Genomic DNA, 24731 nt, shown 5'->3' with positions numbered 1-24731 from the left:
CCCTTGTGGGATAACCGTGGTGTTCGACGAAGCCTTCGTGCGGAGCGGGGCATCTGCTTCCCAGATCCTGCAGATCAGTGCCCGCTTGCCGGGTTGCCTGACCAGGACCGTCTGCACAGGTTCATCGTCAGTCTATGCCTACTCGACTTGATCGGCCTGAATCTCTACGCAGCGCCATTGCTCGTGCTGATCGAAGCTGACCGAAAGATCATAGTCCGCGCCAAAATTTCCATAAGTGTTCTGGGCGAGCACCGAGCGAGTCCAGCCGAATTCGTTGCGTTTCTCGAGAGTGCAGCCCGCCACCAAGTCGTCGACTCCATCGTACCGGCTATTGCGGTCGCTCTCGTTCAAGAAGGCGAGCAGGAGTTTGAGCTTCCTCGATCCGTCGAACTCGTCAATCGGCTGGACTTTGGCTTCTTCGTGGAAGGATGGATCGAGGAGGCGCGATCTCGCCGCCTATATTACATCAGTGCGGATGGCCTTTATCTTGCAAGTCCGCAGGACGTTCTCCACAAGATTAGGCCCGATGTAACCGCTCATCTGAAGAGCTCCGGAAAACCGCCGGATTCGGACGACCACGGGTTCCTCGTGAATTTTGCTCCGATCCTACCGAATACTTCTTCCTTTCTCGTGTTTTCAATAACTGGCGGCAACGCTCATTGTCATGGGACTTTGAATGCAGCGCCTTCGGAGTCACAGGCTCAGATACTGGAAATGATCATGCATTCTGCTGGTCCGGCAAACCGTCCAGGGCCTGAGATCGTGCGCAAGTATCTTCTGCCTCTTTTTGTCGAGAAGATACATCGTCCCGAATACGAGTCCTGGATCTTGCACGACAACGGCTCCGAACCGAGAGTCTCGGTCGTCATTCCGCTCTTCCGGGAGTATCGCTTCATCTATTCGCTTATGCTGCTGCAAAAGCATTTTCCTTCCCATTACGAATGGATCTTTGTCTCCGACGATCCAGCTATCCATCAACTGATCTTGGAAGCGATGAGGCGGCGGTGTTCCTTCTTTTCAGGCCGAACGATGCTCGTCCTGAACCGCTTCAGTCTGGGCTTTGCAGGTGCAAGCAATGTTGGAGCGTCTGTAGCTCGCGGCGAATATATACTTTTCATGAACTCCGACATCTGGATCGATTCTTCAATTCCGATCAATCAAGCCGTAGACGCCATTCAGGCTGGCCGCTTCAGCATCATGGGCTTTCGACTTCTATATGAAGACGGGAGCATTCAGCACGACGGCATGATCTTTCGTGCCGAGAATCTGATGCACGGCCTCTATGTCGTCGACCACCCCGCAAAAGGGACACCAGCCGAGACACGGCCAGCCGACATCATTGCTCCGAGGCCAGCGGTCACCGGGGCGCTAATGTTGATACGAAATGACCTTTACCAGGAGCTGGGGGGCTTCGATCAGGCCTACGTGAGAGGTGACTTCGAGGATGCCGATCTGTGCCTGCGGGCGCGGGCGGCAGGACATGAGATTGGTCTCGTTTCGTCGAACGAGATCTTTCATCTCGAACGGCAGTCGATCGGGCGGATGGGTTCCGACATATCCCGGTCAGCGCTCGTCTACGTGAACTGTATCACCTTCAATCGGAGGTGGCGGAGTTTCATAGAGTCCGGCAGGCTAGAGGCCCCTTGGCGGGAGGGTGCCCAGTGAACATTCTGATCATGTCACACGGACATCCCGATTTGTCCGCTGGCGGCGCAGAGCGCGCAGCCTATTCCCTGTTCGAGCATCTGAGGACAACGCCGGGCATCAATCGGGTCGTTTTTGCCTCGCGCGCATTGCCCGACCAAGTCGGTCACAGCGCCTCCATGGGCCTGTTCCGGGGAAGACCGGACGAGCCTCTTGTTTCGGTTCCGATGGCGGATTGGCCAAGTCTTATGTCGTGCGACTACGACAGCTTGCGCCGGACCGTCGAGGATCTCGTCGGGTGGGTGAGGCCGGATGTCGTCCATGTCCACCACTTCGCGTTTTGGAGCCTCGACCTCCTCGAAATTCTCTACTCTCTGGGCTTGAGAGTCGTCTTCACGCTCCATGAATACATGGCGATCTGTCAGAATGACGGACAGATGATCAAGACGGATGGCCGCCTTTGCGAGGCGGCCTCACCAATGGAATGTCGCTTCTGTTTTCCCGACACATCGCCGGGAATGTTCTTTCTTAGGGATAGGATCTTCAAGGGATTCCTGTCGTATTGCGACTATTTCATCGCGCCGAGCCAATTCCTGCGCGATCGCTACCTCTCCTGGGGTCTGGATCCCGACGCGATCACGACGATTGAGAATCCGCTCGCTCCGGAGATCCTCAGAAAGGCCAGTGCGAAGGCGGCCCTGCGCGAGCAGAAACAAGGAACAGGTTTCGCCGAGGAGGCATTCGCAGCCAAAGCCCGTGGTCCTGGAAAGATTCGCTTCGGATATTTCGGTCAGATCAACCCATTCAAGGGATTGAGCACTCTGCTCGAGGCGGTGAGCGCGCTGCCGCCTCGTATTCGGGATCGGATCGAGGTTGGTGTCCACGGTGCGAACCTCGACAAGCAGAACGCGGAATTCCAAGGTCACATGACCGAGCTCCTCCGGAAGCAAAGCGATGTCGTCACGTCTTTCGGGCCTTACGACAATCGCTACGTGCTCGATCTCATGGTTTCCTATGACTGGATTGTCGTCCCTTCAATCTGGTGGAAGAACTCCCCTCTGGTGATCCAGGAGGCTCGTCTGCTCGGAAAACCGGTCCTCTGCTCTCGAATCGGCGGAATGGCAGAGAAGATCGTGCACGGGCGCGACGGGCTTCATTTCGAACCCGGCAACAGTCTCGATCTCGCCCGCAAGATAGAGACCATCGTTTCCCTTCCGGAGTGGATTGCCAACGACGATGCAGAGGCGCTCAAGCGGCGGCATGCCACGGCAGTCATGAAGCATATCGAACTTTACCGCCGGGTGCTGAGGAGCGAAGTGGCCTGAACGCGGGGCTGGCGACTCAGTTCATCTGGACATCCACGATGCCGGGAACCGCTCGCAGAGCGCCGGCAATTTGCGGCGATGCGAGATACCGGCCGGGGAGCTTCACCTCCACCTCTCTGTCGCCGTTGTCGAGGATGAGAACGACGGAAATCTCGCCCTCTCCCTTGGTCTTGAGACGTTCCTGGACGCTGGGCAGCGGCCGCTCGTCCCGGAGGAATATCCGCATCCCCTTCTGGTGCTTGGCAACGGCTTCGTCGAGCGGCTCCACGAGCTGGATTCGCGCCCTCACCTCTTCGCCTTCGACTCCGGCCTGCAGGACCAGAACGACCGCCCGCCCGGGCTCCAGGATATCCCGGTAGCGCTGGAGCCCTTCCGAGAAGACGATCGCTTCGAAATGGCCGGTCTGATCGGAGAGCATCACAATGCCCATCTTGTTGCCGGTCTTGGTTCGGCGTTCCGTCCGGTCGAGCACGGTCGCAGCAACCTTCCCGACGGAATTGCCGGCCTTCACGGAGCGGCAGAAATCCGCCCAGCTCTGGACACGGAGCCTCGCCAGGAGATCGCCGTACTCGTCGAGGGGGTGGCCGGACAGGAAGAACCCGACTGCATCGTATTCCTTTTGGAGGCGCACGGCAGCCGGCCATGGCTCGTAGGGCGGGATGCGTAGGGAGACACCGGCGGCGGTCACGCCACCGAACATGTCCTGCATCCCGATGGTCTCGGCCTGGGCGGATTGCTGGGCAAGGTTGACGATGGCCTCGATCGCCGCCGTTGCCCGAGCCCGATCCGGTTCGAGTTCGTCTAGCGCGCCTGCGGCGATCAGGTTTTCGAGAATGCGCTTGTTGACACTCTTGGGATCGAGGCGGCGCGCGAAATCGGCAAGATCACGGAACGGCTTGTTCCCGCGGATCCTCACGAGGTCTTCCATGGCGGCCCGGCCGACGCCTTTGATCGCGGAGAGCGCGTAGCGAATGGCGCCTTTGCTCTCGCTGTCGTACTGGACGTCGAAAACGACGCCGGATCGGTTAATCGATGGCGGCTCGACAGGGATGCCGAGGCGCTGCGCCTCCCGCCTGAACTCTGCGAGCTTGTCGGTGTTGTCGCAATCAAGCGTCATCGACGCGGCGAGGAACTCGACCGGGTAGTTCGCCTTGAGATAGGCCGTCTGATAGGCCACGAGGGCATAGGCTGCCGCGTGGCTCTTGTTGAAGCCGTAATCCGCGAATTTCGCGAGCAGATCGAAGATCTCGTTCGCCTTCGCCTTCTCAATTCCGTTCTTCGTGCAGCCGTTGACGAAGCGCTCGCGCTGCGCATCCATCTCGGCCTTGATCTTCTTGCCCATGGCGCGGCGCAGAAGGTCGGCGTCGCCAAGCGAGTAGCCGGCGAGGACCTTCGCGACCTCCATCACCTGTTCCTGGTAGACGATGATGCCGAAGGTCTCCTTCAGAATCGCCTCGAGCTTCGGGTGGGGGTACCAGGTTTCCGACGGATCCGGATCCCGTCCGAGCTTGCGGGCGCAATAGACCGGAATATTGGCCATCGGGCCTGGCCGATAGAGCGCGACGAGGGCGATCAGATCCTCGAAGCGGTCCGCCTCCATCTCGACGAGGGCTTTACGCATGCCCGCGCTTTCAACCTGGAACACGCCGACCGTTTCGCCCCGCCGCAACGGTTCGTAGGACCGCTGATCGTCGAGCGGAAGCGCCGACAGATCGACGTGAATGCCGCGCAGAGCGATGAGATCGACCGCCGTCCGCAAGACCGTCAGCGTCTTCAAGCCGAGGAAGTCGAATTTTACCAAGCCCGCCTGCTCGACCCACTTCATGTTGAACTGGGTGACCCGCATCCCGGTTTTCGGATCGCGATAGAGCGGAACGAGCTCTTCGAGCGGACGATCGCCGATCACGACGCCTGCGGCATGGGTGGATGCATGCCGATGTAGGCCCTCGAGCTTCTGCGCGATGTCGAGCATCCGCGCGACGACCGGTTCCTCCTCGATAGCTGCCTGCAGCTTCGGCTCGCCATCGATCGCCTGTCGCAGCGTTACGGGGTTTGCAGGGTTCTGCGGAACCAGCTTCGTGAGCTTGTCGACTTGCCCGTAGGGCATCTCCAGGACGCGGCCGACGTCGCGCATGACCCCGCGCGCCAGGAGCGTTCCGAAGGTGATGATCTGCGCAACCTGCTCGTGGCCATATCGGTTCTGCACGTATTCGATTACACGTTCACGGCCCTCGACGCAGAAGTCGATGTCGAAGTCCGGCATCGAGACGCGCTCCGGGTTGAGAAAGCGCTCGAACAGGAGGCTGAATCGCAGCGGATCGAGGTCCGTGATGGTGAGAGCGTATGCCACGAGCGATCCGGCGCCGGAGCCACGCCCCGGGCCGACGGGAATGTGATGGTCCTTGGCCCACTTGATGAAGTCGGAAACGATCAGGAAGTACCCGGGGAACTTCATGCGGCGGATGATGCCGACTTCGTAATCGAGACGCTGGTGGTAGTCCTGCTCGGTCAAACCAGGCGCCGGGCCATGAGCGGCGAGGCGCCGTGCAAGCCCCTCCTCGGCTTGGCGCCTGAGTTCCTCTCCCTCGTCCACCTCGCCCTGGTCCAACGTGGTGCCGAACCTCGGCAGGATCGGCTTTCGCGTCGGCACGCGGTAAGCGCAGCGCAGTGCGATCTCGACACTCGACTGAAGGGCTTCGGGGATGTCGGCGAAGAGCCGCATCATCTCCGCCCGCGTCTTCAGATCGTGCTGTGGTGTCAGGCGACGCCGCGAATCGTCGGAGACGATTCTCCCTTCGGCGATCGCCAGAAGCGCGTCGTGGGCCTCATAGTCGCTCGGCTTGGCGAAGAACGCCTCGTTCGTTGCGACGAGAGGCAATCCATTCGCATCGGCAAGGTCGACGAGATGTGCCTCGATCGCCCTCTCGTCGTCCCGACCATGCCGTTGCAACTCGACATAGAGATTGGGACCGAAGCTGTCCTTCAGGAGTTCGAGCCGTTGCGCTGCGAGATCCGACCTCCCGCCAGTGCGCAAGGCGATGTCGAGCGGGCCCGAGAAGCCGCCGGTGAGCGCGATGAGACCCTCCGCGTGAGCGTGGAGGCGAGACACCGAAACCTGTGGGCTCTCACCCAGGCCAACATCGAAATAGGCGCGGCTCGCTAGCCGCATGAGGTTCCGGTAGCCCTCCTCGGACTGAGCGAGGAGAACGATGTTTCCGACACCCGATACGGCATTGCGCGCGGTCGGATCAGGCACCTCGAACTCGACGGTCAGTTGCAGACCCGCGATCGGCTGAATTCCGAGCCCGGAGAACTTCTCGGAGAACTCCAGGGCTCCGAAGAGGTTGTTGGTATCCGTGAGCGCGAGCGCCGGTTGCCGGTCCGCGCTCGCGATCTTGCCGAGGGCCGCAATCGTCAGCGCGCCTTCGAGCAGTGAATAGGAAGAATGCACATGCAGGTGGACGAAGCCCACCTCGCTCAGAACCCGGGACATAATCGTACGACTCCGGGCCCTAGTTTCGCATAGCCGGCATCAAGGGCGAGAGGCCACGCTCGATGCGCTGTGGATGACGGGCACAAGCAGCCTCGTCTCGGACGTCACGCCGGCCATCTGCCGAGCGGCATCTCAGGCCGGAAGGGAAAGGATTGCCGCCCAGACCGCAATCATGCTGCCGAACGCCGCAATCGAGCCGATCTCGGCGAGCATTTCGAGAAGCGAACGCATCATTGTGTCTCTCCATGTTCCTGATGCGTTCAGTATTGTTCTTTGTTTGTTCCGATCAAGAACAACTCGTCGCTTCAGTTAACGAGTCATGAATGCGTCGGTGACAGGGTCATGACCTGTCCATCCCGGATCGTCACCTGGCGATCCATTCGTCCGGCGAGTTCGAGGTTATGAGTGGCGATCAGCGCCGCCAGCCTCGAGGCTCGGACGATGGCGACGAGCATGTCGAAGACGTGGCCGGCCGTGTGGGGATCCAGGTTCCCCGTCGGCTCGTCGGCGAGGAGCAGCCGGGGTGCATTGGCGACGGCGCGCGCGATCGCGACGCGCTGTTGCTCACCGCCCGAGAGCTCACCTGGCCTGTGGTCGAGCCGTCGGCCCAACCCCAGAAAGGTGAGGAGCTGTTCTGCGCGGCGCGTCGCCTCCTCCCGTGGAAGGCCGCGGATCAGCTGGGGCATCACGACATTCTCGACAGCCGAGAACTCGGGCAGGAGGTGATGAAACTGATAGACGAATCCGAGGTCCTCGCGTCTCAAGCGCGTGCGCTCGGCATCACTCAGGTCAGCGGTTGGCTGTCCGTTGACGTAGACCTCACCCCCGTTCGGACGTTCGAGAAGCCCTGCCAAGTGAAGGAGCGTCGACTTCCCGGTGCCGGACGGAGCAACGAGGGCAACGATTTCCCCTGGCCAGATCGCGAGGTTCGCTCCCCGGAGGACTTCGAGAAATCCCTCTCCCTGCGGGTATCGACGCTCGACCCGTGAGAGGTAGAGCGCCGGCGTCTGTCGTCCCGAGGTCATCGGATCATCCGTAGCGGAGCGCTTCGACGGGGTCGAGGCGCGCAGCCCGCCAGGACGGATAGAGGGTGGCGAGAAGAGACAGGACGATCGCCATCCCGAGCACGATCAAAACCTCGGTCGCGTTCACTTCAGCGGGCAAGCGGCTCAGGAAATACAGCTCTGCGGGGAACAGATCCGTGCTCGTCAGGCTGGACAGAAAAGTGCGGATGGAATCGACATTGAGCGCGAGCGCCAGGCCGAGGCCGAATCCCGCAAGCGTCCCAACGACTCCGATCGATGCTCCGGTGATGAGAAAGACGCGCATGATAGCGCCGCTGGTGGCCCCCATCGTTCGCAGGATTGCGATATCGCTCGACTTGTCCTTCACGAGCATGATGAGGCCGGAGATGATGTTGAGCGCTGCAACGAGCACGATGAGCGTGAGAATGAGGAACATGACGTTCCGTTCGACCTCGAGAGCCGCAAAGAAGGTGCGATTGCGCTGTCGCCAGTCGGTCAGCAGGACGGGTCGTCGAGCGGCCTCCTCGATCGCGAGCCGGGCCTCGTCGACCCGGTCGGCATTCTCGAGGAACACCTCGATGACGTTTACGTCCCCTTCCCGGTTGAAGTAGCTCTGTGCTTCCGACAGGGGCAGATAGGCAAACGTCGCATCGAATTCGGACATGCCGATCTCGAATACCGCGACGACCGGGTAGCCCTTGATGCGCGGGGCCGTCCCGAAGGGGGTGGAGGCTCCACGCGGCGTCACCAGGGTGATCGTGTCGCCGGCTTGCAGGGCGAGAGCTTCGGCGAGACGACGCCCGATCGCGACACCACCGCTGCTGTCAAAATTCTCCAGGGTCCCTTGCCGCAGGTTGCCGGCAATCGCCGGAATTCGGAGCATGTCCTCGCCACGAACGCCGCGGGCCAGCACCCCGCTTCCGCCGGATTGGGAGGAGGCAAATGCCTGGCCCTCCACCATGGGGATCGCACGACGAACACCCGGGACCGCTGATACGCGGCTCGCGACCTCGGCATAATCGGTGAGCGGACGGTCGATCGGAGCAATGAAGATGTGCCCGTTGATTCCAACGATCTTCTCCAGCAGCTCCTTCCGAAAGCCGTTCATCACGGACAGAACGACGATGAGCGTCGCGACGCCGAGCATGATCCCGAGAAAGGAGAAGCCGGCGATAACCGAGACGAATCCCTCGCGGCGGCGGGTTCTGAGATACCGCCCGGCAATCATCCACTCGAACGGCGCAAAAGGCCGTGGAGGCCTTGCCTCCACCATAGGATCAACCTCCCGAGACGATCCTGCCGGGTGCTTCCGAGAGACTGACGAGTTCACGCTGTCCGGTAGCGCGATGTTTCAGCTCGACCTTCCCTTCGGCCAGTGACCGTGGCCCGACAAGAACTTGCCACGGCACGCCGATCAGGTCGGCCGTCGCGAACTTCGCTCCGGGGCGTTCTTCGCGGTCGTCGTAGAGTACGTCGAGTCCCCGCGCTGCGAATGCTCTCTCGAGCTCCGCACTGGCTGCATCGGTGGCAGCATCCCCCGACTTGAGATTGAGGATCGCCACGTCGAACGGCGCCACTGCGGCGGGCCAAATGATTCCTTGGTCGTCGTGACTGGCCTCGATAATCGCCGCGACCAAGCGGGTCGGACCGATGCCGTAGGATCCCATATGGACTGGCCGCTCCTGGCCGTCCGGCCCGGTCACGGTGGCGCCCATCGGGTCCGAATACTTAGTGCCAAAGTAGAAGATGTGGCCGACCTCTATCCCGCGTGCCGACATGCGCCGATCTGCTGGAACAGTTTCGAAGGCAGCCGGATCGTGCATCTCAGATGTCGCGGCGTAGAGAGACGTCCAGCGATCGACTATGTTCTGAAGCGCTCGGTGATCGTCAAAGTTGGTGTCCTCGCTCGGGACTGGGAAATCCAGGTAGTCAGCGTGGCCGAAGACCTCGCTCTCACCGGTCGAGGCGAGAATGATGAACTCGTGGGACAGGTCGCCTCCGATCGGACCCGTATCGGCCCTCATCGGGATGGCTTTCAGGCCCATCCGGGAGAAGGTACGAAGATAGGCCACGAACATCTTGTTGTAGGATTGGCGGGCGCTCTCCCGGTCGAGGTCGAAGGAGTAGGCGTCCTTCATGAGAAACTCGCGCGACCGCATCGTACCGAACCGGGGGCGGATCTCGTCCCGGAACTTCCACTGAATATGATAGAGGTTCAGCGGAAGATCCTTGTAGGAACGCACGTACGCCCGGAAGATCTCGGTGATCATCTCCTCGTTGGTCGGCCCGTAGAGCATCTCTCGATCCTGCCGATCGCGGATGCGCAACATCTCCTTGCCATAGGCGTCATAACGGCCGGATTCGCGCCAGAGGTCGGCTGACTGGATGGTCGGCATCAGGAGTTCGATCGCTCCAGAGCGATTCTGCTCCTCGCGGATGATCCGGTTGACCTTTTCCAGCACGCGGAGGCCCAGCGGAAGCCACGCGTAGATGCCTGCCGCTTCCTGGCGAATGAGGCCGGCGCGGAGCATGAGGCGGTGGGAAACAATCTCCGCCTCCTTCGGCGTCTCGCGCAGGGTGGGGAGGAAATATCGGCTCAGGCGCATGGATGTTCTCAAATTCCGGGACACGGATGCCGGTCACGAAGGGCGACCGCACACAACACGGGCGTCGTCGAAAAGACAAGGCGGACGACGCCGACGTGGCCTTCTACAGGCGAAACTGGCGGCAAGCGCAAATTTTTGTGGCAGGACCTGCACAAAATGTGGTGACACCGTAACGTCGGGTGGATATAAGCCCTCTACTGGGGCGCCTCCCCCAACACAAGAGAGGCAGCGGTCCGGGTTTCGGGAGGAATATGTCCCCTAGGCTGCCATGAGGCAGCGGCGATACAGCCAGGGACAATAGCGTCGAAGACGCACCGATTCAGCAAGGCGCGAGCCTTGCTTTTTCTTTTAGAGGCCCGCGATCGGAAGAAGCGCCGCTGCAGCGACCAGGACGCACGCGGCTACGAGAGTCGTCCAGAGCGCCTTCTCTCTCAAGGCCGGTGCCACGGGCGCACCCGGTTCCGTTCCGGCTGGGATCTCCCCGTGCTCGGCTTGACTGCGAACGCCAAACGGCAGCACCGCAAAGATAAATGTCCACCAGATAACGAAGTAGAGCGCGATCGCGCCGGCTACGGTCAACCCGAACAGGCGCACGGTTAGGGCAACCGCGGCGGCCGAAAGCGCTACCACGATCAGAATCGTCGCGGCGGTGGAGGCCGCCACCCGCTTCACGACCCGGACTGCCATTATCACGCCTGTTCGAGCTCCACGAGAGTACCGCAGAAATCCTTCGGATGCAGGAAGATCACGGGCTTGCCATGGGCGCCGATCCGCGGCTCACCGGAGCCCAGCACCTTCGCCCCGGTCGCGATCAGCCTTTCTCGGGCGGCATGGATGTCGTCGACCTCGTAGCAGACATGGTGGATTCCCCCGTCGGGATTCCGGTCGAGGAACTTCGCTATCGGTGAGTCCGCGCCTAAGGGCTCGAGCAGCTCGATCTTCGTGTTCGGCAGCGAAACAAACACGACCGTGACGCCATGCTCCGGAATAGCGTCCGGCTCCGAGACCTCGGCGCCGAGGGTGTCCCGGTAGACGGCGGTCGCTGCCTTCAGGTCCCGCACGGCAATTGCGACGTGGTTAAGCCGACCGATCATCTGGTTCCTCCGGACCTCAGACTTCCACAACCAGAACATGGCATGTGGGCTTCTTGCCCCACACGCCGTTGGCCACCGAGCGGATCGCCCGCTCGACCGCCAGCTCGACGGCCTCGGGATCGCGCCTCTTGTTCTTCGGAAGCGTGTCTAGGACATCCCCAACGGTGTCGGCGATCAGGTCCGCCATCACTTCACCCTTCCGCGTCTTCTCGGGAAGACCCATGAGGTCGATTACGGGATCCCCTGCGATCTCCCCTCGCCCGTCGACGGCGATTGCTACGCTCACGACGCCCGCGAAGGCGAGCTTGCGTCGCTCCGGGAGTGCGCGGTCTCCAGCCGGCGTAACGATATCGCCATCCTTGTAGACCCGGCCAACCCGTACGTGCTCGACGATCTCCGCCGCGCCTGGAGCAAGACGCACGACGGTGCCGTTGCGAGCATGCACGACTTCCTCGGCGCCAAGCCGGCGTGCGAAGGCAGCATGCTCCTCGAGGTGAAGCGCCTCGCCATGCGCAGGTACTGCAATCCTAGGCCGAGTCCACTCGTACATGCGGGCGAGTTCGTCGCGCCGAGGATGCCCGGAGACATGCACGAGGTGAGTGCGATCGGTGATGACCTCGATGCCTCGTGAGATCAGCGCATTGATGATGCCCCCGATATCCTTTTCATTGCCCGGGATCGCACGCGAGGAGAAAATCACGCGATCACCGGCCGACAGGGCGATATCAGGGTGCTCATCTGCAGCAATCCGGGCAAGGGCGGCACGAGGCTCGCCTTGTGATCCGGTCAGGAGTGCCACCACCTTGTCCCGCGGCAGGTATCCGAACATCTCGGGCCGGCGGAACTCGGGTATGCCGTCGAGATAACCGCATTCGCGAGCAACGTCCACGACGCGCTCCATGGCACGCCCGATGAGGACCACTTCACGGCCGCATGCCAGCGCCGCCTCCGCGACGGACCGCATTCGGCCGACATTGGACGCGAAGGTCGTGATTGCGACTCGGTGCGGACTCTCGCGGATGAGGGTCGCGATTTGTGCCGCTACATCAGCCTCGCTTGGGCTCACGCCATCCCGGACGACGTTGGTGGAGTCGCATACGAGCGCGAGGACCCCTTCGTCTCCCAGCGTCCTGAACTCCGCCTTCGATGTGAGACTGCCGAGATATGGTGTGTCGTCGATCTTCCAGTCGCCCGTATGAACCACGAGACCATGGGGAGTGCGGATCGCGAGCGCGTTCGATTCCGGAATGGAATGAGCCACAGGAACATAAGTGACCTGAAATGAGCCCGCTTCGATCGGCTGCCTCGGGACAATCTCCCGAAGATCGACCTTCGGAGCACCCGGCTCGGAAAGGCGCCGCGTCTCGAGGAGGCCGATTGCAAAGCGGGTCGCATATACGGGCACCCTGAAGCGAGGCCACATCTCGACCAAGGCTCCGATATGATCCTCGTGGGCGTGCGTAATGAAGATGCCGAGCAGGTCCTGCTTGATCTCCTCGACGAAGCTGAGGTCGGGATAGACGAGGTCGATCCCAGGCAGATGCTCTTCACCCCCGAAGCCCATCCCGCAATCGACCAGGATCCACTGGCGGGCTCGTGCGGGGCCGACTCCGTAGAGCGCGGCATTCATCCCGATCTCGCCAAGGCCTCCGAGCGGAACGAAGACGAGTTCGCTGTCCTGGGCGGGCATCAGATGGTGACCTCGTCGGGTGACTGGATGTCGCCGGAGATATTCCTCAGGGAGGGCCAGAAAAGGTCCCCGGCATCAATGGTTTCAAGTCCCTCGCGGGTCTCGATCAGCAGGCGACCAATCGCGTCGAGCCCGAGAAACGTGCCCGTGAGGTTTCGGGGGCCGACTCGGACACCGATCTCCTGCCCGAGCGCGGCCGCGCGAGCCAGCCAAGCCTCCCTGACTGGCCCGAATGCGTCGCTGCCGGACCTGTGAGCAGTCTGCCAAGCCGTGAACTGTTGCTCAAAGGAGCGCGCAAGGCAGCAGAATACGGCTTCCGCCGTCGCGGAGTGATCGACCCGGTTGAGTGCGGTCGTGCGGTAAGGTGTATCGTTCGGAGCATCCGCGACGTTGACGCCGAACCCGATCACGATTGCGACTCGCTCGGGAGCGAGAATCTGAGCCTCCAGCAGCAGGCCGGACACCTTTGCCTCTTGGAGGAGGAGATCGTTCGGCCACTTCAAGGCGAGATGGGGCCAGGTAATCCCGGTCACGCTCGAAACGGCGTCGTGGAGAGCGAGGCCCGCCACAAACCCAAGTTGCGGAGCGGCAGCAAGGCTGCAGGGAGCTACAAGGAGGAGGCTGGCGTAGAGATTTCCCGGCGGTGACGACCAAGTCCTCCCGTGTCGCCCGCGTCCAGTCTTCTGCTCACGCGCGGTCACCCAAAGCCTGCCGGGATCACCGGCACGCGCGGCGTCCATCGCATCCTGGTTCGTGGAACCCGTCCGTTCGAGAGCCCAGAGCCGGTAGCCCGCTCTTGCGATCTCCGACGGTAGGATCACGATCCGAACAGAGACCGAGCCGCGGTGGCTGCGGCGCCGACGAGCGGAGCAGGCACGAGCCAGAACAGGAGTACGACAGCGCTCGACGCGCCGAGGACGACCTTCTCGCCGACCGACATCGGTGAAAACGTCTCTCTCGGATCATCGAAGTAGATCAGCTTCACGATGCGCAGGTAGTAGAAGGCGCCGATCACGCTGGTCACGACGCCGATCACCGCGAGGGTCACGAGCCCAACCTCGATAGCCGCCGCGAAGACGTAGAATTTCGCGAAGAAGCCAGCCAGGGGCGGAATTCCCGCGAGGGAGAACATCATGGTCGCGAAGCAGAAGGCCAGGACAGGATGCGTCCTTGCCACGCCGGAGAGGTCATCGATGTTCTCCAGCATCCTGTTGCCGCGGCGCATGGCGAGGATGCACGCGAAGGACCCGAGAGTCATCGCGAGATAGACCGCCATATAAATGGCAACCCCCTGAATTCCCTGCGCAGTTCCCGCAGCCAATCCGATCAGCGCATACCCGACATTGCCAATGGAGGAGTAGGCCATCAGCCGCTTGATGTTGCGCTGTCCGATCGCAGCGAATGATCCGAGCACCATGGAAGCGATCGAGATGAAGACGAGGATCTGCTGCCACTGATCGAGAATGCCAGGGAAGGCGCCGACGAATACCCTCACAGCCATGGCCATCGCGGCCACCTTGGGAGCAGCCGAAAAGAAGGCCGTGACCGGAGTTGGCGATCCTTCGTAGACGTCCGGCGTCCACATGTGGAACGGCACCGCAGAGATCTTGAATGCGATACCCGCCGCAATGAACACGAGACCGAAGATCAGCCCTGTGCCCGCTTCCTTGGTCAGCAAGGCTGCAATCTCGGGGAACGATATGGTTCCGGTGAAGCCATAGACCAAAGAGGCTCCATAGAGGAGCATCCCCGAAGATAAGGCTCCGAGAACAAAATACTTGAGGCCGGCCTCGGTAGAACGCACGTCGTCGCGGTGGAAGGCTGCAATGACGTACGACGGGAGGCTGAGCAACTCCAGGCCGAGATAGAGTGCGATGAGATCGTTCGAGGAAATCACCATCAGCATGCCGATGGTGGAGAGAACGATCAGGACCGGGAACTCGAAGCGGTCGATGCCCTCGCGGCGAAAGTAATCAGTCGAGAGGACGATACCTGCCATTGATGCGATTAGGGTGAGCGCTTTCATGAATCGGGAAAACGCATCCGAGACGAAGCTGCCGCTCAGGCCTTCCAGGCGCTCGGCGGGCTGCATCAGGACAGCCAGGAACGCTATGGCAAGGACCACGAGTGCGCCGATGCTCACGATAGGCGTCGAGCGCTCACCGCGGATCGCTCCGAGGAGAACCAAGGCCAGAGCGCCGATGGCGAGAATGATTTCCGGAAGAGCGAGCCCAAGCGCCGGAACGGTGTGGGTGGCAATCATTGCGGCCTCACGGAGTTGCGACCGCAACGGTCTTTGCGGAAAGAAGCGCGGTGCTCACCTGGGACATGAGCGTATCGGTCGAGGCTGCGAAGCTGTCGAGGATCGATCCCGGCTGTACGCCATAATAGATCACGAGCAGCACGAGTGGTGCGAGCACGACGATCTCACGCCTGTTGAGATCCGGAATGCTCTGAAGAGAGGGCTTCTCGAGCGGCCCGAAGATGATGCGGCGATAGAGCCACAGGGCGTAGGCGGCCGACAGAATCACGCCCGAAGTCGCGAGAAACGAAACCGTGGGATTCGCCTGGAAAGCCCCGAGGAGAGAGAGGAACTCGCCTACGAACCCCGACGTGCCGGGCAGACCGACATTCGCCATGGTGAAGACCATAAAGGCGACGGCATACAAAGGCATGCGATTTACGAGGCCCCCATAGGCCGCGATCTCGCGCGTGTGCATCCGGTCATAGATGACACCGACGCACAGGAACAGCGCCCCGGAGACGAGGCCGTGCGAGATCATCTGGAACATCGCGCCCTGGATCCCCTGCGGGGTCATCGTGAAGAGGCCCATCGTCACGAAGCCCATATGGGCAACCGACGAGTAGGCGATCAGCTTCTTCATGTCCTCCTGTGCGAGAGCCACGAGCGAAGTGTAGATGATCGCAATGATCGAGAGGGCGAACACGAGCGGCGCGAAATAGGCCGATGCTTCCGGAAACATGGGCAGCGAGATCCGGATGAAACCGTAGCCACCCATCTTCAGGAGAATGCCCGCCAGGATCACCGACCCTGCCGTCGGCGCCTCGACGTGGGCGTCAGGCAGCCATGTGTGGACCGGCCACATTGGGACCTTGACCGCGAAGGACGCGAAGAACGCAAGCCATAGCCAGATCTGGACCTCGCGGCCGAACCTGGAGGACGATTCCGCGAGCAGAGTCGGAATATCGGTGGTGCCGAGCCCGAAATACATCGCCAGGATCGCCAGCAGCATCAGCACGGAGCCGAGCAGGGTATACAGGAAGAACTTGAAGCTGGCGTAGATGCGCCGCTTCCCACCCCAGATTCCGATGATGAGAAACATCGGAATGAGCCCCGCCTCGAAGAAAAGATAGAAGAGGACGAGGTCGAGCGCCACGAAGACCCCGATCATCGTGGTTTCGAGCACCAGGAAGGCAACCATGTATTCCTTCAGGCGGTGCTCGATGGAGGTCCACGATGCCAAGATGCAGAATGGCATCAGGAACGTTGTCAGGACGACGAACGGGATTGAGAAACCGTCCACGCCGAGCTTGAACCGGATCGTCTCGGTCAGCCAAGCATGCGTTTCCACGAGCTGGAAGGATGAGCTCGACGGATCGAAACGGTTCCACGCGACGAGCGAAAGCAGGAACGTAACCACCGTGGTCGCGAGGGCGGCCCAGCGGGCATTGGACCTGACGGCCTCCTCGTCGCCTCGCAGCGCGAGAATGAAGGCTGCCCCGACGAGAGGCAGGATGAGGAGGCCGGAAAGGAGGCCGAGGCCGAGCATCAGCGAGCTCCCGAAACGAGATACCAGACGACCAGAACCGCGACCCCGATCAGTATCGCGAAGGCATAGTGATACAGATAACCGCTCTGCAGTCTGACGACGCCTCTCGTGACGTCGAGCACACGTGCGGAGATACCGTCAGGCCCGAGGCCGTCGATGACGCGCTGATCGCCCGTTCTCCAGAGGAAACGACCGAGCCGGTTCGCGCCGCGCACGAACACCAGATCATAGAGCTCGTCGAAATACCACTTGTTGAGCAGGAACCGGTAGAGCATCGGGTGCTGCGCCGCGAGTTCCGCCGGCTTGCGCCTGTCGACCTGGTACATCCAGTACGCGAGGCCGAAGCCGAGCAGCATCATGATCGTAGGCAGCCAGACAACCAGCGCCGGGACATGGTGCATGTCCTCAAGGATCGTGTTCTCGGGCCGGGTGAACAGAGCCCCCTTCCAGAACTCTCCGTATTCGTGGCCCACGAAGGGCTCGTAGAAGAGTATTCCGGCCAGGATCGCGCCGGCCGCGAGCACTGCAAGTGGGATCAGCATCACGAGCGGGCTTTCGTGCGGCGTATGATGACCGTGCCCGTGCTCGAGTGGAGAGTGGCCGGTCGGCTCGACGTCATGCCCCCGCTCATCGTGCTCGACGCCTTCATGGTCCGGAGGCGCAGCATGCGCTGCGGTGCCGCCCCACCGCGCCGGATCCTCAAAGGTCATGAAGAACAGACGCCAGGAGTAGAACGAGGTCATCAAGGCCGCCACGACGACAGCGAGAAAGGCGTAGACGGCGCCCGGCCTCTGAGAAGCGTATGCGGCCTCGACGATCGCGTCCTTGGAATAGTAGCCGGCCGTGAACGGAAAGCCGGTCAGGGCCAGGGTCCCGATCGCCATCATCGCTGCGGTGAAGGGAATATAGCGGCGCAGCCCGCCCATATTCCGCATGTCCTGCTCATGATGCATGGCATGGATCACCGAGCCTGCGCCCAGGAACAGGAGCGCTTTGAAGAAGGCGTGGGTGAACAGGTGGAAGATGCCTGCGCCGTATGCTCCGACGCCCAGAGCTACGAACATGTAGCCGAGTTGCGAGCAAGTCGAATAGGCGATCACACGCTTGATGTCGTTCTGCACCAGCCCGACCGTCGCCGCGAAGAACGCTGTCGTCGCTCCGATCACCGTTACGACTGACAGGGCCGCTGGCGCATACTCGAAGACCGGCGACATGCGCGCGACCATGAAAACGCCGGCAGTGACCATCGTGGCGGCATGGATGAGCGCGGATACCGGCGTCGGGCCTTCCATCGCGTCCGGCAGCCAAGTGTGGAGCAGGAATTGAGCGGACTTGCCCATTGCTCCCATGAACAGGAAGAGACAGGTGAGCGTCAGCGCATGCCATTGAATGCCGAGGAAGACGAAGCTCCGATCCGCGAACTCGCCTGCGCGCGGGAAGATCTGGTCGAAGGACACGCTGCCGAAGAGGAAGAACAGCAGAAAGATTCCGAGCAGGAAGCCGAAGTCGCCGACGCGGTTAACCACGAAGGCCTTGATGGCCGCCGCGTTCGCAGAGTCTTTTTGGTACCAGAAACCGATCAGGAGGTAGCTCGCAAGGCCGACGCCCTCCCAGCCGAAGAACATCTGCACAAGATTGTCAGCCGTCACGAGCATCAGCATCGCGAACGTGAAGAGGGACAGATAGGCGAAGAATCGCGGCCGGTGCGGATCCTCGTGCATGTAGCCCATCGAGTAGAGGTGGACGAGTGCCGAGACCGTGTTGACGACCACGAGCATCACAGCCGTCAACGTGTCGATCCGGAAGGCCCAGTCCACCACGAGGTCGCCCGATGCGAACCACTGCGCGACCTGAATGCGCGTTGCGCCGGTCCCGAATCCGACCTGGAAGAGTGCGACCCACGACAGGACCGCGGAGACGGCTAGCAGAGCCGTCGTGACAATCTCGCTCGGCCGGGATCCGATGAGACGACCAAAGAGGCCGGCGATCAGAAAGCCGACGAGCGGGAGGAAGACGATCGCGTGATACATGCTCGATCCGTGGAGGCCTCAGCCTCTCATCAGGTTGACGTCTTTGACTGAAATCGACCCGCGATTCCGGAAAAAGACGACGAGGATGGCGAGACCGATCGCGGCTTCGGCCGCTGCGACGGTGAGGATCAGAAGCGCGAAGACCTGACCGACGATGTCGTTCATGTAGGTCGAGAACGCGACCATATTGATGTTCACCGCGAGCAGGATCAGCTCGATCGACATCAGGATGATGATGACGTTCTTCCGGTTCAGGAAGATCCCGAACACGCCGAGCGTGAAGAGGATTGCGGCGACAGTCAGGTAATGACCCAGTCCGATAAGCATGCTCTCGTCCTCACACGCCTTGCCGGAAGGGCACCTTGCGAACCTCGACGGCCATCTCCTGGGTGCGAGCATTCTGTCGGGAGATGTCCTGACGCCTGACGCCGGGGCGCGCGCGGAGGGTGAGCACGATTGCACCGATCATCGCGACCAGCAGGATCAGGCCTGCAGCCTGGAAGAAATAGGCGTAGCGTGTGTACAGGACTTGGCCGATAGCCTCGGTGTTGGTCATCAGCGACGGCGAAGGAATCGGAACGGCCGGCGAGCGGATCAGGGCGGGATCGAGGACCCAAATTCCGATCACCATCGCGAGCTCGACGAAGAAAATGATTCCGATCAGGACCCCGACCGGCAGGTACTGAAGGAAGCCCTGTCGCAACTCGGCAAAATCGACGTCGAGCATCATCACGACGAACAGGAACAAAACTGCCACGGCGCCGACATAAACGATGACAAGAATCATCGCGAGGAACTCGGCGCCCATCATCACGAAGAGGCCTGCCGCATTCACGAAGGCCAGGATGAGGAACAGCACCGATTGAACGGGATTTCGGGACGCGATGACCATGAAGGCCGAGGCGACCGTTACCGTGGCGAAGAGATAGAAGAACGCGGCATTGACCGTCATTTGCTGAGCTCAAGCCGCGCTTGGCGGCCCCTTCCGGCCGAGCCCTGTGGGACTCGGCCTGTCTATAGTTCCCGATGTCGGGCAGGACAACTGGAGAGCCTTGCCTCGCCCGTACCTGCGGATCAGCGGTAGGGTGCGTCCTTGACGATGTTACGGGCGATCTCCCGCTCCCAACGTGCTCCGTTCTCGAGCAGCCTGTTCTTGTCGTAGAGCAGCTCTTCGCGAGTCTCGACCGAAAACTCGAAGTTCGGCCCTTCCACGATGGCATCCACAGGACATGCCTCCTGGCATAAGCCGCAATAGATGCACTTCACCATATCGATGTCGTAGCGCGTGGTGCGCCGGGTTCCATCATTCCGGCGCGGACCGGCCTCGATCGTGATCGCCTGGGCCGGGCACACCGCCTCGCAGAGTTTGCAGGCGATGCAGCGTTCCTCCCCGTTGGGATATCGGCGGAGGGCGTGTTCGCCGCGGAACCGCGGGCTGCGAAAGTTCATCTCGAACGGATAGTTGATCGTCGCCTTCGGCTTGAAGAAATAACGCACCGTCAGGATGAAGCCGGTCACGAACTCCTTCAGGAGAAGCGCACGAGCGAAGTTGTCGAGTTTCATGGGCTCACTCCAGAGCGAGAACGGCTAGCGGACACCCGGCGCCAGCCCCGTGGCCATCAGGACGCCAGCCACGACCACGACCATGGCGATCGAGATCGGCAGGAACACTTTCCAGCCGAGGCGCATCAGCTGGTCATAGCGATAGCGCGGCACCAGGGCCTTCACCATCGCGATCAGGAAGAAGAGGAAGCTCGCCTTCAGAACGAACCAGATCACGCCCGGAATAAGAGTGAACGGAAAGAACGGTATGGGCGACAGCCAGCCGCCCAGAAACAGGATTGTCCCGAGCGCGCACATGGTCATGATCGCCACGTATTCGCCCAGCATGAACAGCAGGTACGGGGTCGACGAGTACTCGACCATGTAGCCAGCCACCAGTTCGGACTCGGCCTCCGGGAGATCGAAGGGAGGCCTGTTCGTCTCCGCCATGGCCGAGATGAAGAAGATCACGAACATCGGGAAGAGCGGCAGCCAGTACCATCCGAAGATGCCCAACGCCGTGTCCTGCGCGGCCACGATCTGCGAGAGGTTCAGGGTCCCCGCGCACATCAGGACGGTGATGATCACGAACCCGATCGACACCTCATAGGACACCATCTGCGCCGCAGACCGCAACGCACCGAGGAACGGATACTTCGAGTTCGAAGCCCACCCGCCCATGATGACGCCATAGACGCCAAGGGAGGAGATCGCGAAGATGTAGAGAATGCCGACATTGATATCGGCGATCGCCCATCCGGCACTCAGCGGGATGACCGCCCAGGCCGCCAGCGACAACGTGCACATCACCAGAGGCGCGAGGAGAAACATCCCCTTGTTCGCCGAAGACGGAATGACCGGCTCCTTGACGACGAACTTCAGGAGGTCGGCAAAGGATTGCAGCAATCCCCAAGGCCCGACCACGTTGGGCCCCCGGCGGAGTTGGACGGCAGCCCAGATCTTCCGGTCCGCGTAGAGCGCGTAGGCGATGAAGATCAGCAGGGCGACGAGCAGGAGCAGGCTCTTGCCCACGAGGATCGCGACGGTGAGGATGATATCGCCGAGGTCCATATCAGGTCTCCTACTCCGCCGCCTCGAGCTTGGCGCCACGCGCCAGAGCCGAACACTCGGCCATGACTCCCGACGCGCGAGCGATCGGGTTCGTCAGATAAAAATCGCCGATCGGGCTCACGAAAGGCTCCCGGCCCGGCTTCCCTCCGAGGTCGGCCAAAGTGGAGACCACTTCCACAACATTTTCCGAGGCGATCGTGCCGATTGATGCGAGATGTGGGTGATCAGCGTAGAGCCGCCGCCGGAGCGCGTTGAGGTTATCGAATGGCAGACGCTGGCCCAGTGCCTCGGACAGGGCGCGGAGAATGGCCCAGTCCTCTCTAGCCGCACCAGGCGCGAAAGCTGCGCGGTTCGCCAACTGCACACGCCCTTCCAGGTTCACATAAGTCCCGGATTTCTCCGTGTAAGCCGCGCCTGGCAGGATGACGTCCGCCCGATGGGCTCCACGGTCGCCATGCGTTCCCTGGTAGATCACGAATGCTCCCGGGGAGACATCGATTTCGTCCGCGCCGAGATTGAACAGCACATCCACCTGCCCGTTGGCCATCTCTGCGGCCGTGAGCCCGCCCTCGCCCGGCACGAAGCCGAGGTCCAGGGCGCCGACCCGGGACGCAGCGGTATGGATGACGCCGAAGCCGCCCCATTCGTCCGTAACGGCACCGCAGTCGCGGGCGAGCGATGCGGCGAGCGACAGGATCGCCAAGCCGTCTGGCCGTGCCAAGGCACCCGGCCCCACGATGATCAGGGGCCGCTTGGCCTCCTTCAGCGTGGACGCAAAGGCATGCCGACCCGCTGCCAAGTCCGATAGTGTATCGGGGCCAGCGCCGAGATAGTCGTATCTGTAGGTGAGATCGACCCGCTCGCCGATCACGCCGATCGGCAGAGGCGCCATGCGCCAACGCTTGCGAATGCGGACGTTGATAAGAGAGGCCTCGATCCGGGGATTCGAGCCGACCAGCAGAATGGCGTCTGCATCCTCGATACCGGCGATGGTCGAGTTCAGGATGTATGAGGCCCGGCCGGAGGCGGGTGACAGAACGCTTCCGTCCATCCGACAGTCGATGTTCGCAACACCGAGACTGCGCATCAGAAGCTGAAGAGCATAGGTCTCCTCGACGGCGGCTAGATCGCCGACAATCGCCCCGATGCGCTTGGGATCTGTCGCCTTGATGCGGTTTGCGATCGTCGAGAAGGCCTCGACCCATGAGGCCTGGCGCAGGCGGCCGTTCTCACGGACGAAGGCCCGATCGAGACGCTGAAGACGAAGGCCATCCACGACGTGGCGTGTCTTGTCGGTGATCCATTCCTCATTCACCGCCTCGTTGATGCGAGGCAGGATGCGCATGACCTCGCGGCCGCGGGAGTCGACGCGAATAGAGGATCCGATCGCATCCATGACGTCGATGGAATCCGTCTTCGTCAGTTCCCACGGACGATAGTTGAAGGCCTCTGGCTTGTGCGTCAGCGCGCCCACCGGACAGAGATCGGCGGCGTTCCCCTGGAGTTCCGATCCGAGCGCCTTCTCGAGGTAGCTCGTGATCTCCATATCCTCGCCGCGCCACACGGCGCCGAGATCCTCGACGCCGGCGACTTCCGTCGTGAAGCGTACACACCGCGTGCAATGGATGCAGCGGTTCATCGACGTCTTGATAAGGGGACCGAGATATTTGTCGACGACAGCGCGCTTGTTCTCGGCGAAACGGGTGCTGTCGACCCCATAGGCCATCGCCTGATCCTGCAGGTCGCACTGGCCGCCCTGGTCGCAGATCGGACAGTCGAGCGGGTGATTGATCAGGAGAAACTCCATCACGCCTTCGCGAGCCTTCTTCACGGTCGGCGTCTTGGTGAAGACCTCGGGAGGCTCGCCATTCGGCCCGGGACGGCAATCCCTCACGGCCCAGGCGCAGGACGCGACCGGCTTGGGAGCGCCCTTCAACTCGACGAGGCACATGCGGCAGTTGCCGGCGATCGACAGCCGCTCATGGAAGCAGAAGCGCGGAATTTCGGCCCCGGCCGCCTCGGCAGCCTGGAGCAGGGTGAATTCCGGCGGAACTTCGACCTCAATTCCGTCGACGATGAGCTTGGTCATTGCAATCTGGCCTTCGGTCCTGCCGCTCTACTCTGCCGCCATGGGAATGGCTTCGAGGTTGGGGTTGGCGGCATAGTCGTCGATGCGCTTCTCGATCTCGTGCCGAAAGTGGCGAATCAGGCCCTGTACGGGCCAGGCGGCCGCGTCGCCGAGGGCGCAGATCGTGTGACCTTCGACCTGCGTCGATACTTCGAGAAGCATGTCGATTTCGCGTTTCTGGGCACGCCCCTCTGCCATGCGCTGCACGACTCGCCACATCCAGCCGGTCCCCTCGCGGCACGGCGTACACTGCCCACAGGACTCGTGCTTGTAGAAATACGAGATGCGGGCGATGGCGCGGATCACGTCTGTGGACTTGTCCATCACGATCACCGCAGCAGTTCCGAGACCCGATCTCAGGTTCCGGAGCGTGTCGAAATCCATATGCGCATCGATGATCTGCTCGGCTGGAACGAGCGGGACCGACGATCCTCCGGGAATGACCGCGAGCAGATTGTCCCAGCCGCCGCGAATGCCGCCGCAATGACGATCGATCAGTTCGCGGAATGTCAGGCCGAGCTCCTCTTCCACGTTGCAGGGCTTGTTCACGTGGCCCGATACGCAGAACAACTTTGTTCCGGTGTTGTTGGGCCGTCCGATTCCCGCGAACCACGCTCCGCCGCGGCGCAGGATGGTGCCCGCAACGGCGATCGACTCGACGTTGTTGACGGTCGTCGGGCAGCCATAGAGTCCCATATTCGCAGGGAACGGCGGCTTGAGGCGCGGCATGCCCTTCTTGCCTTCGAGGCTCTCGAGCAGCGCGGTCTCTTCTCCGCAGATATACGCTCCAGCGCCTTGGTGGACGTAGAGGTCGAACGGATATCCGTGGACGTTGTCCTTGCCGATGAGCTTTGCCTCATAGGCCTCATCGACAGCGCGCTGGAGCGCCTTGCGTTCGGCGACATACTCGCCGCGGATGTAGATATAGGCGGCGTGAGCTCCCATCGCGAAGGAGGCGATGAGGCAGCCCTCGATCAGGAGGTGCGGATCGTGCCGCATGATCTCCCTGTCCTTGCAGGTGCCCGGCTCCGACTCGTCGGCATTCACCACGAGGTAATGCGGCCGGCCATCGGACTGCTTCGGCATGAAGGACCACTTGAGCCCGGTCGGGAAGCCGGCGCCTCCCCGACCCCGGAGCCCGGACTTTTTCATCTCGTCGATGATCCAGTCCCGCCCCTTCTCGAGCAGAAACTTCGTTCCGTCCCATGCGCCGCGCATGCGCGCCGCGTCCAGTCCGGGAGAGTGGAACCCGTAGAGGTTCGTGAAGATGCGGTCGCGGTCTTGCAACATCG

The 24731-nt window shown here is 61.7% G+C and carries 19 protein-coding genes; 2 read left to right on the top strand and 17 right to left on the bottom strand.

The features are described from left to right. The coding region (locus tag BN1233_RS09565) for a glycosyltransferase family 2 protein (protein ID WP_210168211.1) at positions 1 to 1665 on the top strand (1665 nt) is incomplete at its 5' end. Continuing rightward, positions 1662 to 2969: a glycosyltransferase family 4 protein gene (locus BN1233_RS09560; RefSeq protein ID WP_048707627.1), complete on the top strand. Its 1308-nt coding sequence runs from the start codon at positions 1662 to 1664 to the stop codon at positions 2967 to 2969. The genes BN1233_RS09565 and BN1233_RS09560, both read left to right, overlap by 4 nt. A 16-nt stretch (positions 2970 to 2985) precedes the next feature. Here BN1233_RS09560 and dnaE read toward each other — a convergent pair whose 3' ends face one another. The 17 genes from dnaE to nuoF all read right to left on the bottom strand — a co-directional run bounded on the left by dnaE (position 2986) and on the right by nuoF (position 24729). Continuing rightward, entirely contained in the window at positions 2986 to 6462 is a 3477-nt protein-coding gene (dnaE, locus tag BN1233_RS09555; protein WP_046863360.1) for a DNA polymerase III subunit alpha, read from the bottom strand. Between the two features lie 317 nt (positions 6463 to 6779). Then, positions 6780 to 7487, bottom strand: coding sequence for an ABC transporter ATP-binding protein (locus BN1233_RS09550; RefSeq protein WP_046863359.1), 708 nt, complete (start codon positions 7485 to 7487; stop codon positions 6780 to 6782). Positions 7488 to 7491: 4 nt separating this feature from the next. Next, positions 7492 to 8760: a lipoprotein-releasing ABC transporter permease subunit gene (locus tag BN1233_RS09545; RefSeq protein ID WP_046863358.1), complete on the bottom strand. Its 1269-nt coding sequence runs from the start codon at positions 8758 to 8760 to the stop codon at positions 7492 to 7494. Positions 8761 to 8764: 4 nt separating this feature from the next. After that, positions 8765 to 10093, bottom strand: a complete 1329-nt coding sequence (proS, locus tag BN1233_RS09540) for a proline--tRNA ligase (protein WP_046863357.1) — start codon at positions 10091 to 10093, stop codon at positions 8765 to 8767. A gap of 348 nt (positions 10094 to 10441) precedes the next feature. Next, positions 10442 to 10780 carry a DUF1467 family protein gene (locus tag BN1233_RS09535; RefSeq protein WP_046863356.1) on the bottom strand — a complete coding sequence of 113 codons (339 nt, stop codon included), beginning with the start codon at positions 10778 to 10780 and terminating at the stop codon, positions 10442 to 10444. A 2-nt stretch (positions 10781 to 10782) separates the two neighbouring features. Then, a complete protein-coding gene (mce, locus tag BN1233_RS09530; RefSeq protein ID WP_046863355.1) occupies positions 10783 to 11187 on the bottom strand; it encodes a methylmalonyl-CoA epimerase in 405 nt (134 codons plus the stop codon). A 16-nt stretch (positions 11188 to 11203) separates the two neighbouring features. Further along, on the bottom strand, positions 11204 to 12877 hold the full coding sequence (locus BN1233_RS09525; protein WP_046863354.1) for a ribonuclease J: 1674 nt from the start codon (positions 12875 to 12877) through the stop codon (positions 11204 to 11206). Beyond that, positions 12877 to 13698, bottom strand: coding sequence for a biotin--[acetyl-CoA-carboxylase] ligase (locus tag BN1233_RS09520; RefSeq protein WP_048707623.1), 822 nt, complete (start codon positions 13696 to 13698; stop codon positions 12877 to 12879). The genes BN1233_RS09525 and BN1233_RS09520 overlap by 1 nt, the downstream gene beginning before the upstream one ends. Then, a complete protein-coding gene (nuoN, locus tag BN1233_RS09515) occupies positions 13695 to 15140 on the bottom strand; it encodes an NADH-quinone oxidoreductase subunit NuoN (RefSeq protein WP_046863352.1) in 1446 nt (481 codons plus the stop codon). Before nuoN ends, BN1233_RS09520 begins: the two co-directional genes overlap by 4 nt. Positions 15141 to 15147: 7 nt before the next feature. Beyond that, positions 15148 to 16668 carry an NADH-quinone oxidoreductase subunit M gene (locus BN1233_RS09510; protein ID WP_046863351.1) on the bottom strand — a complete coding sequence of 507 codons (1521 nt, stop codon included), beginning with the start codon at positions 16666 to 16668 and terminating at the stop codon, positions 15148 to 15150. Beyond that, complete coding sequence (gene nuoL, locus BN1233_RS09505; RefSeq protein WP_046863350.1) at positions 16668 to 18698, bottom strand: NADH-quinone oxidoreductase subunit L; 2031 nt, start codon at positions 18696 to 18698, stop codon at positions 16668 to 16670. Before nuoL ends, BN1233_RS09510 begins: the two co-directional genes overlap by 1 nt. Before the next feature lie 18 nt (positions 18699 to 18716). Beyond that, positions 18717 to 19025, bottom strand: a complete 309-nt coding sequence (gene nuoK, locus BN1233_RS09500; protein ID WP_046863349.1) for an NADH-quinone oxidoreductase subunit NuoK — start codon at positions 19023 to 19025, stop codon at positions 18717 to 18719. A gap of 10 nt (positions 19026 to 19035) precedes the next feature. Continuing rightward, positions 19036 to 19650, bottom strand: a complete 615-nt coding sequence (locus BN1233_RS09495; protein ID WP_046863348.1) for an NADH-quinone oxidoreductase subunit J — start codon at positions 19648 to 19650, stop codon at positions 19036 to 19038. A 122-nt stretch (positions 19651 to 19772) separates the two neighbouring features. After that, positions 19773 to 20261, bottom strand: coding sequence for an NADH-quinone oxidoreductase subunit NuoI (nuoI, locus tag BN1233_RS09490; RefSeq protein ID WP_046863347.1), 489 nt, complete (start codon positions 20259 to 20261; stop codon positions 19773 to 19775). A 24-nt stretch (positions 20262 to 20285) separates the two neighbouring features. Continuing rightward, positions 20286 to 21311 (bottom strand): NADH-quinone oxidoreductase subunit NuoH, encoded by a 1026-nt coding sequence (gene nuoH, locus BN1233_RS09485; RefSeq protein ID WP_046863346.1) that lies wholly within the window; start codon positions 21309 to 21311, stop codon positions 20286 to 20288. Between the two features lie 10 nt (positions 21312 to 21321). Next, positions 21322 to 23400, bottom strand: a complete 2079-nt coding sequence (gene nuoG / locus BN1233_RS09480; protein ID WP_046863345.1) for an NADH-quinone oxidoreductase subunit NuoG — start codon at positions 23398 to 23400, stop codon at positions 21322 to 21324. 27 nt (positions 23401 to 23427) lie between these two features. Continuing rightward, a complete protein-coding gene (gene nuoF, locus BN1233_RS09475; protein WP_046863344.1) occupies positions 23428 to 24729 on the bottom strand; it encodes an NADH-quinone oxidoreductase subunit NuoF in 1302 nt (433 codons plus the stop codon). Positions 24730 to 24731: the final 2 nt, after the last annotated feature.

Origin of the sequence: Microvirga massiliensis (genome assembly GCF_001006805.1) — a bacterium.
In the GTDB taxonomy this organism is placed as follows: Bacteria; Pseudomonadota; Alphaproteobacteria; order Rhizobiales; family Beijerinckiaceae; genus Microvirga; species Microvirga massiliensis.
This window is presented reverse-complemented; position numbering and strand designations above follow the sequence as displayed.

Coding starts and splice junctions, on each gene's coding strand:
- nuoG (WP_046863345.1), bottom strand. CDS start 23,400: ATGACCAAGCTCATCGTCGACGGAATTGAGGTCGAAGTTCCGCCGGAA.
- mce (WP_046863355.1), bottom strand. CDS start 11,187: ATGATCGGTCGGCTTAACCACGTCGCAATTGCCGTGCGGGACCTGAAG.
- BN1233_RS09495 (WP_046863348.1), bottom strand. CDS start 19,650: ATGACGGTCAATGCCGCGTTCTTCTATCTCTTCGCCACGGTAACGGTC.
- BN1233_RS09545 (WP_046863358.1), bottom strand. CDS start 8,760: ATGGTGGAGGCAAGGCCTCCACGGCCTTTTGCGCCGTTCGAGTGGATG.
- BN1233_RS09535 (WP_046863356.1), bottom strand. CDS start 10,780: ATGGCAGTCCGGGTCGTGAAGCGGGTGGCGGCCTCCACCGCCGCGACG.
- BN1233_RS09550 (WP_046863359.1), bottom strand. CDS start 7,487: ATGACCTCGGGACGACAGACGCCGGCGCTCTACCTCTCACGGGTCGAG.
- dnaE (WP_046863360.1), bottom strand. CDS start 6,462: ATGTCCCGGGTTCTGAGCGAGGTGGGCTTCGTCCACCTGCATGTGCAT.
- nuoL (WP_046863350.1), bottom strand. CDS start 18,698: ATGTATCACGCGATCGTCTTCCTCCCGCTCGTCGGCTTTCTGATCGCC.
- nuoN (WP_046863352.1), bottom strand. CDS start 15,140: ATGATTGCCACCCACACCGTTCCGGCGCTTGGGCTCGCTCTTCCGGAA.
- nuoI (WP_046863347.1), bottom strand. CDS start 20,261: ATGAAACTCGACAACTTCGCTCGTGCGCTTCTCCTGAAGGAGTTCGTG.
- nuoK (WP_046863349.1), bottom strand. CDS start 19,025: ATGCTTATCGGACTGGGTCATTACCTGACTGTCGCCGCAATCCTCTTC.
- BN1233_RS09525 (WP_046863354.1), bottom strand. CDS start 12,877: ATGCCCGCCCAGGACAGCGAACTCGTCTTCGTTCCGCTCGGAGGCCTT.
- proS (WP_046863357.1), bottom strand. CDS start 10,093: ATGCGCCTGAGCCGATATTTCCTCCCCACCCTGCGCGAGACGCCGAAG.
- nuoF (WP_046863344.1), bottom strand. CDS start 24,729: ATGTTGCAAGACCGCGACCGCATCTTCACGAACCTCTACGGGTTCCAC.
- nuoH (WP_046863346.1), bottom strand. CDS start 21,311: ATGGACCTCGGCGATATCATCCTCACCGTCGCGATCCTCGTGGGCAAG.
- BN1233_RS09510 (WP_046863351.1), bottom strand. CDS start 16,668: ATGCTCGGCCTCGGCCTCCTTTCCGGCCTCCTCATCCTGCCTCTCGTC.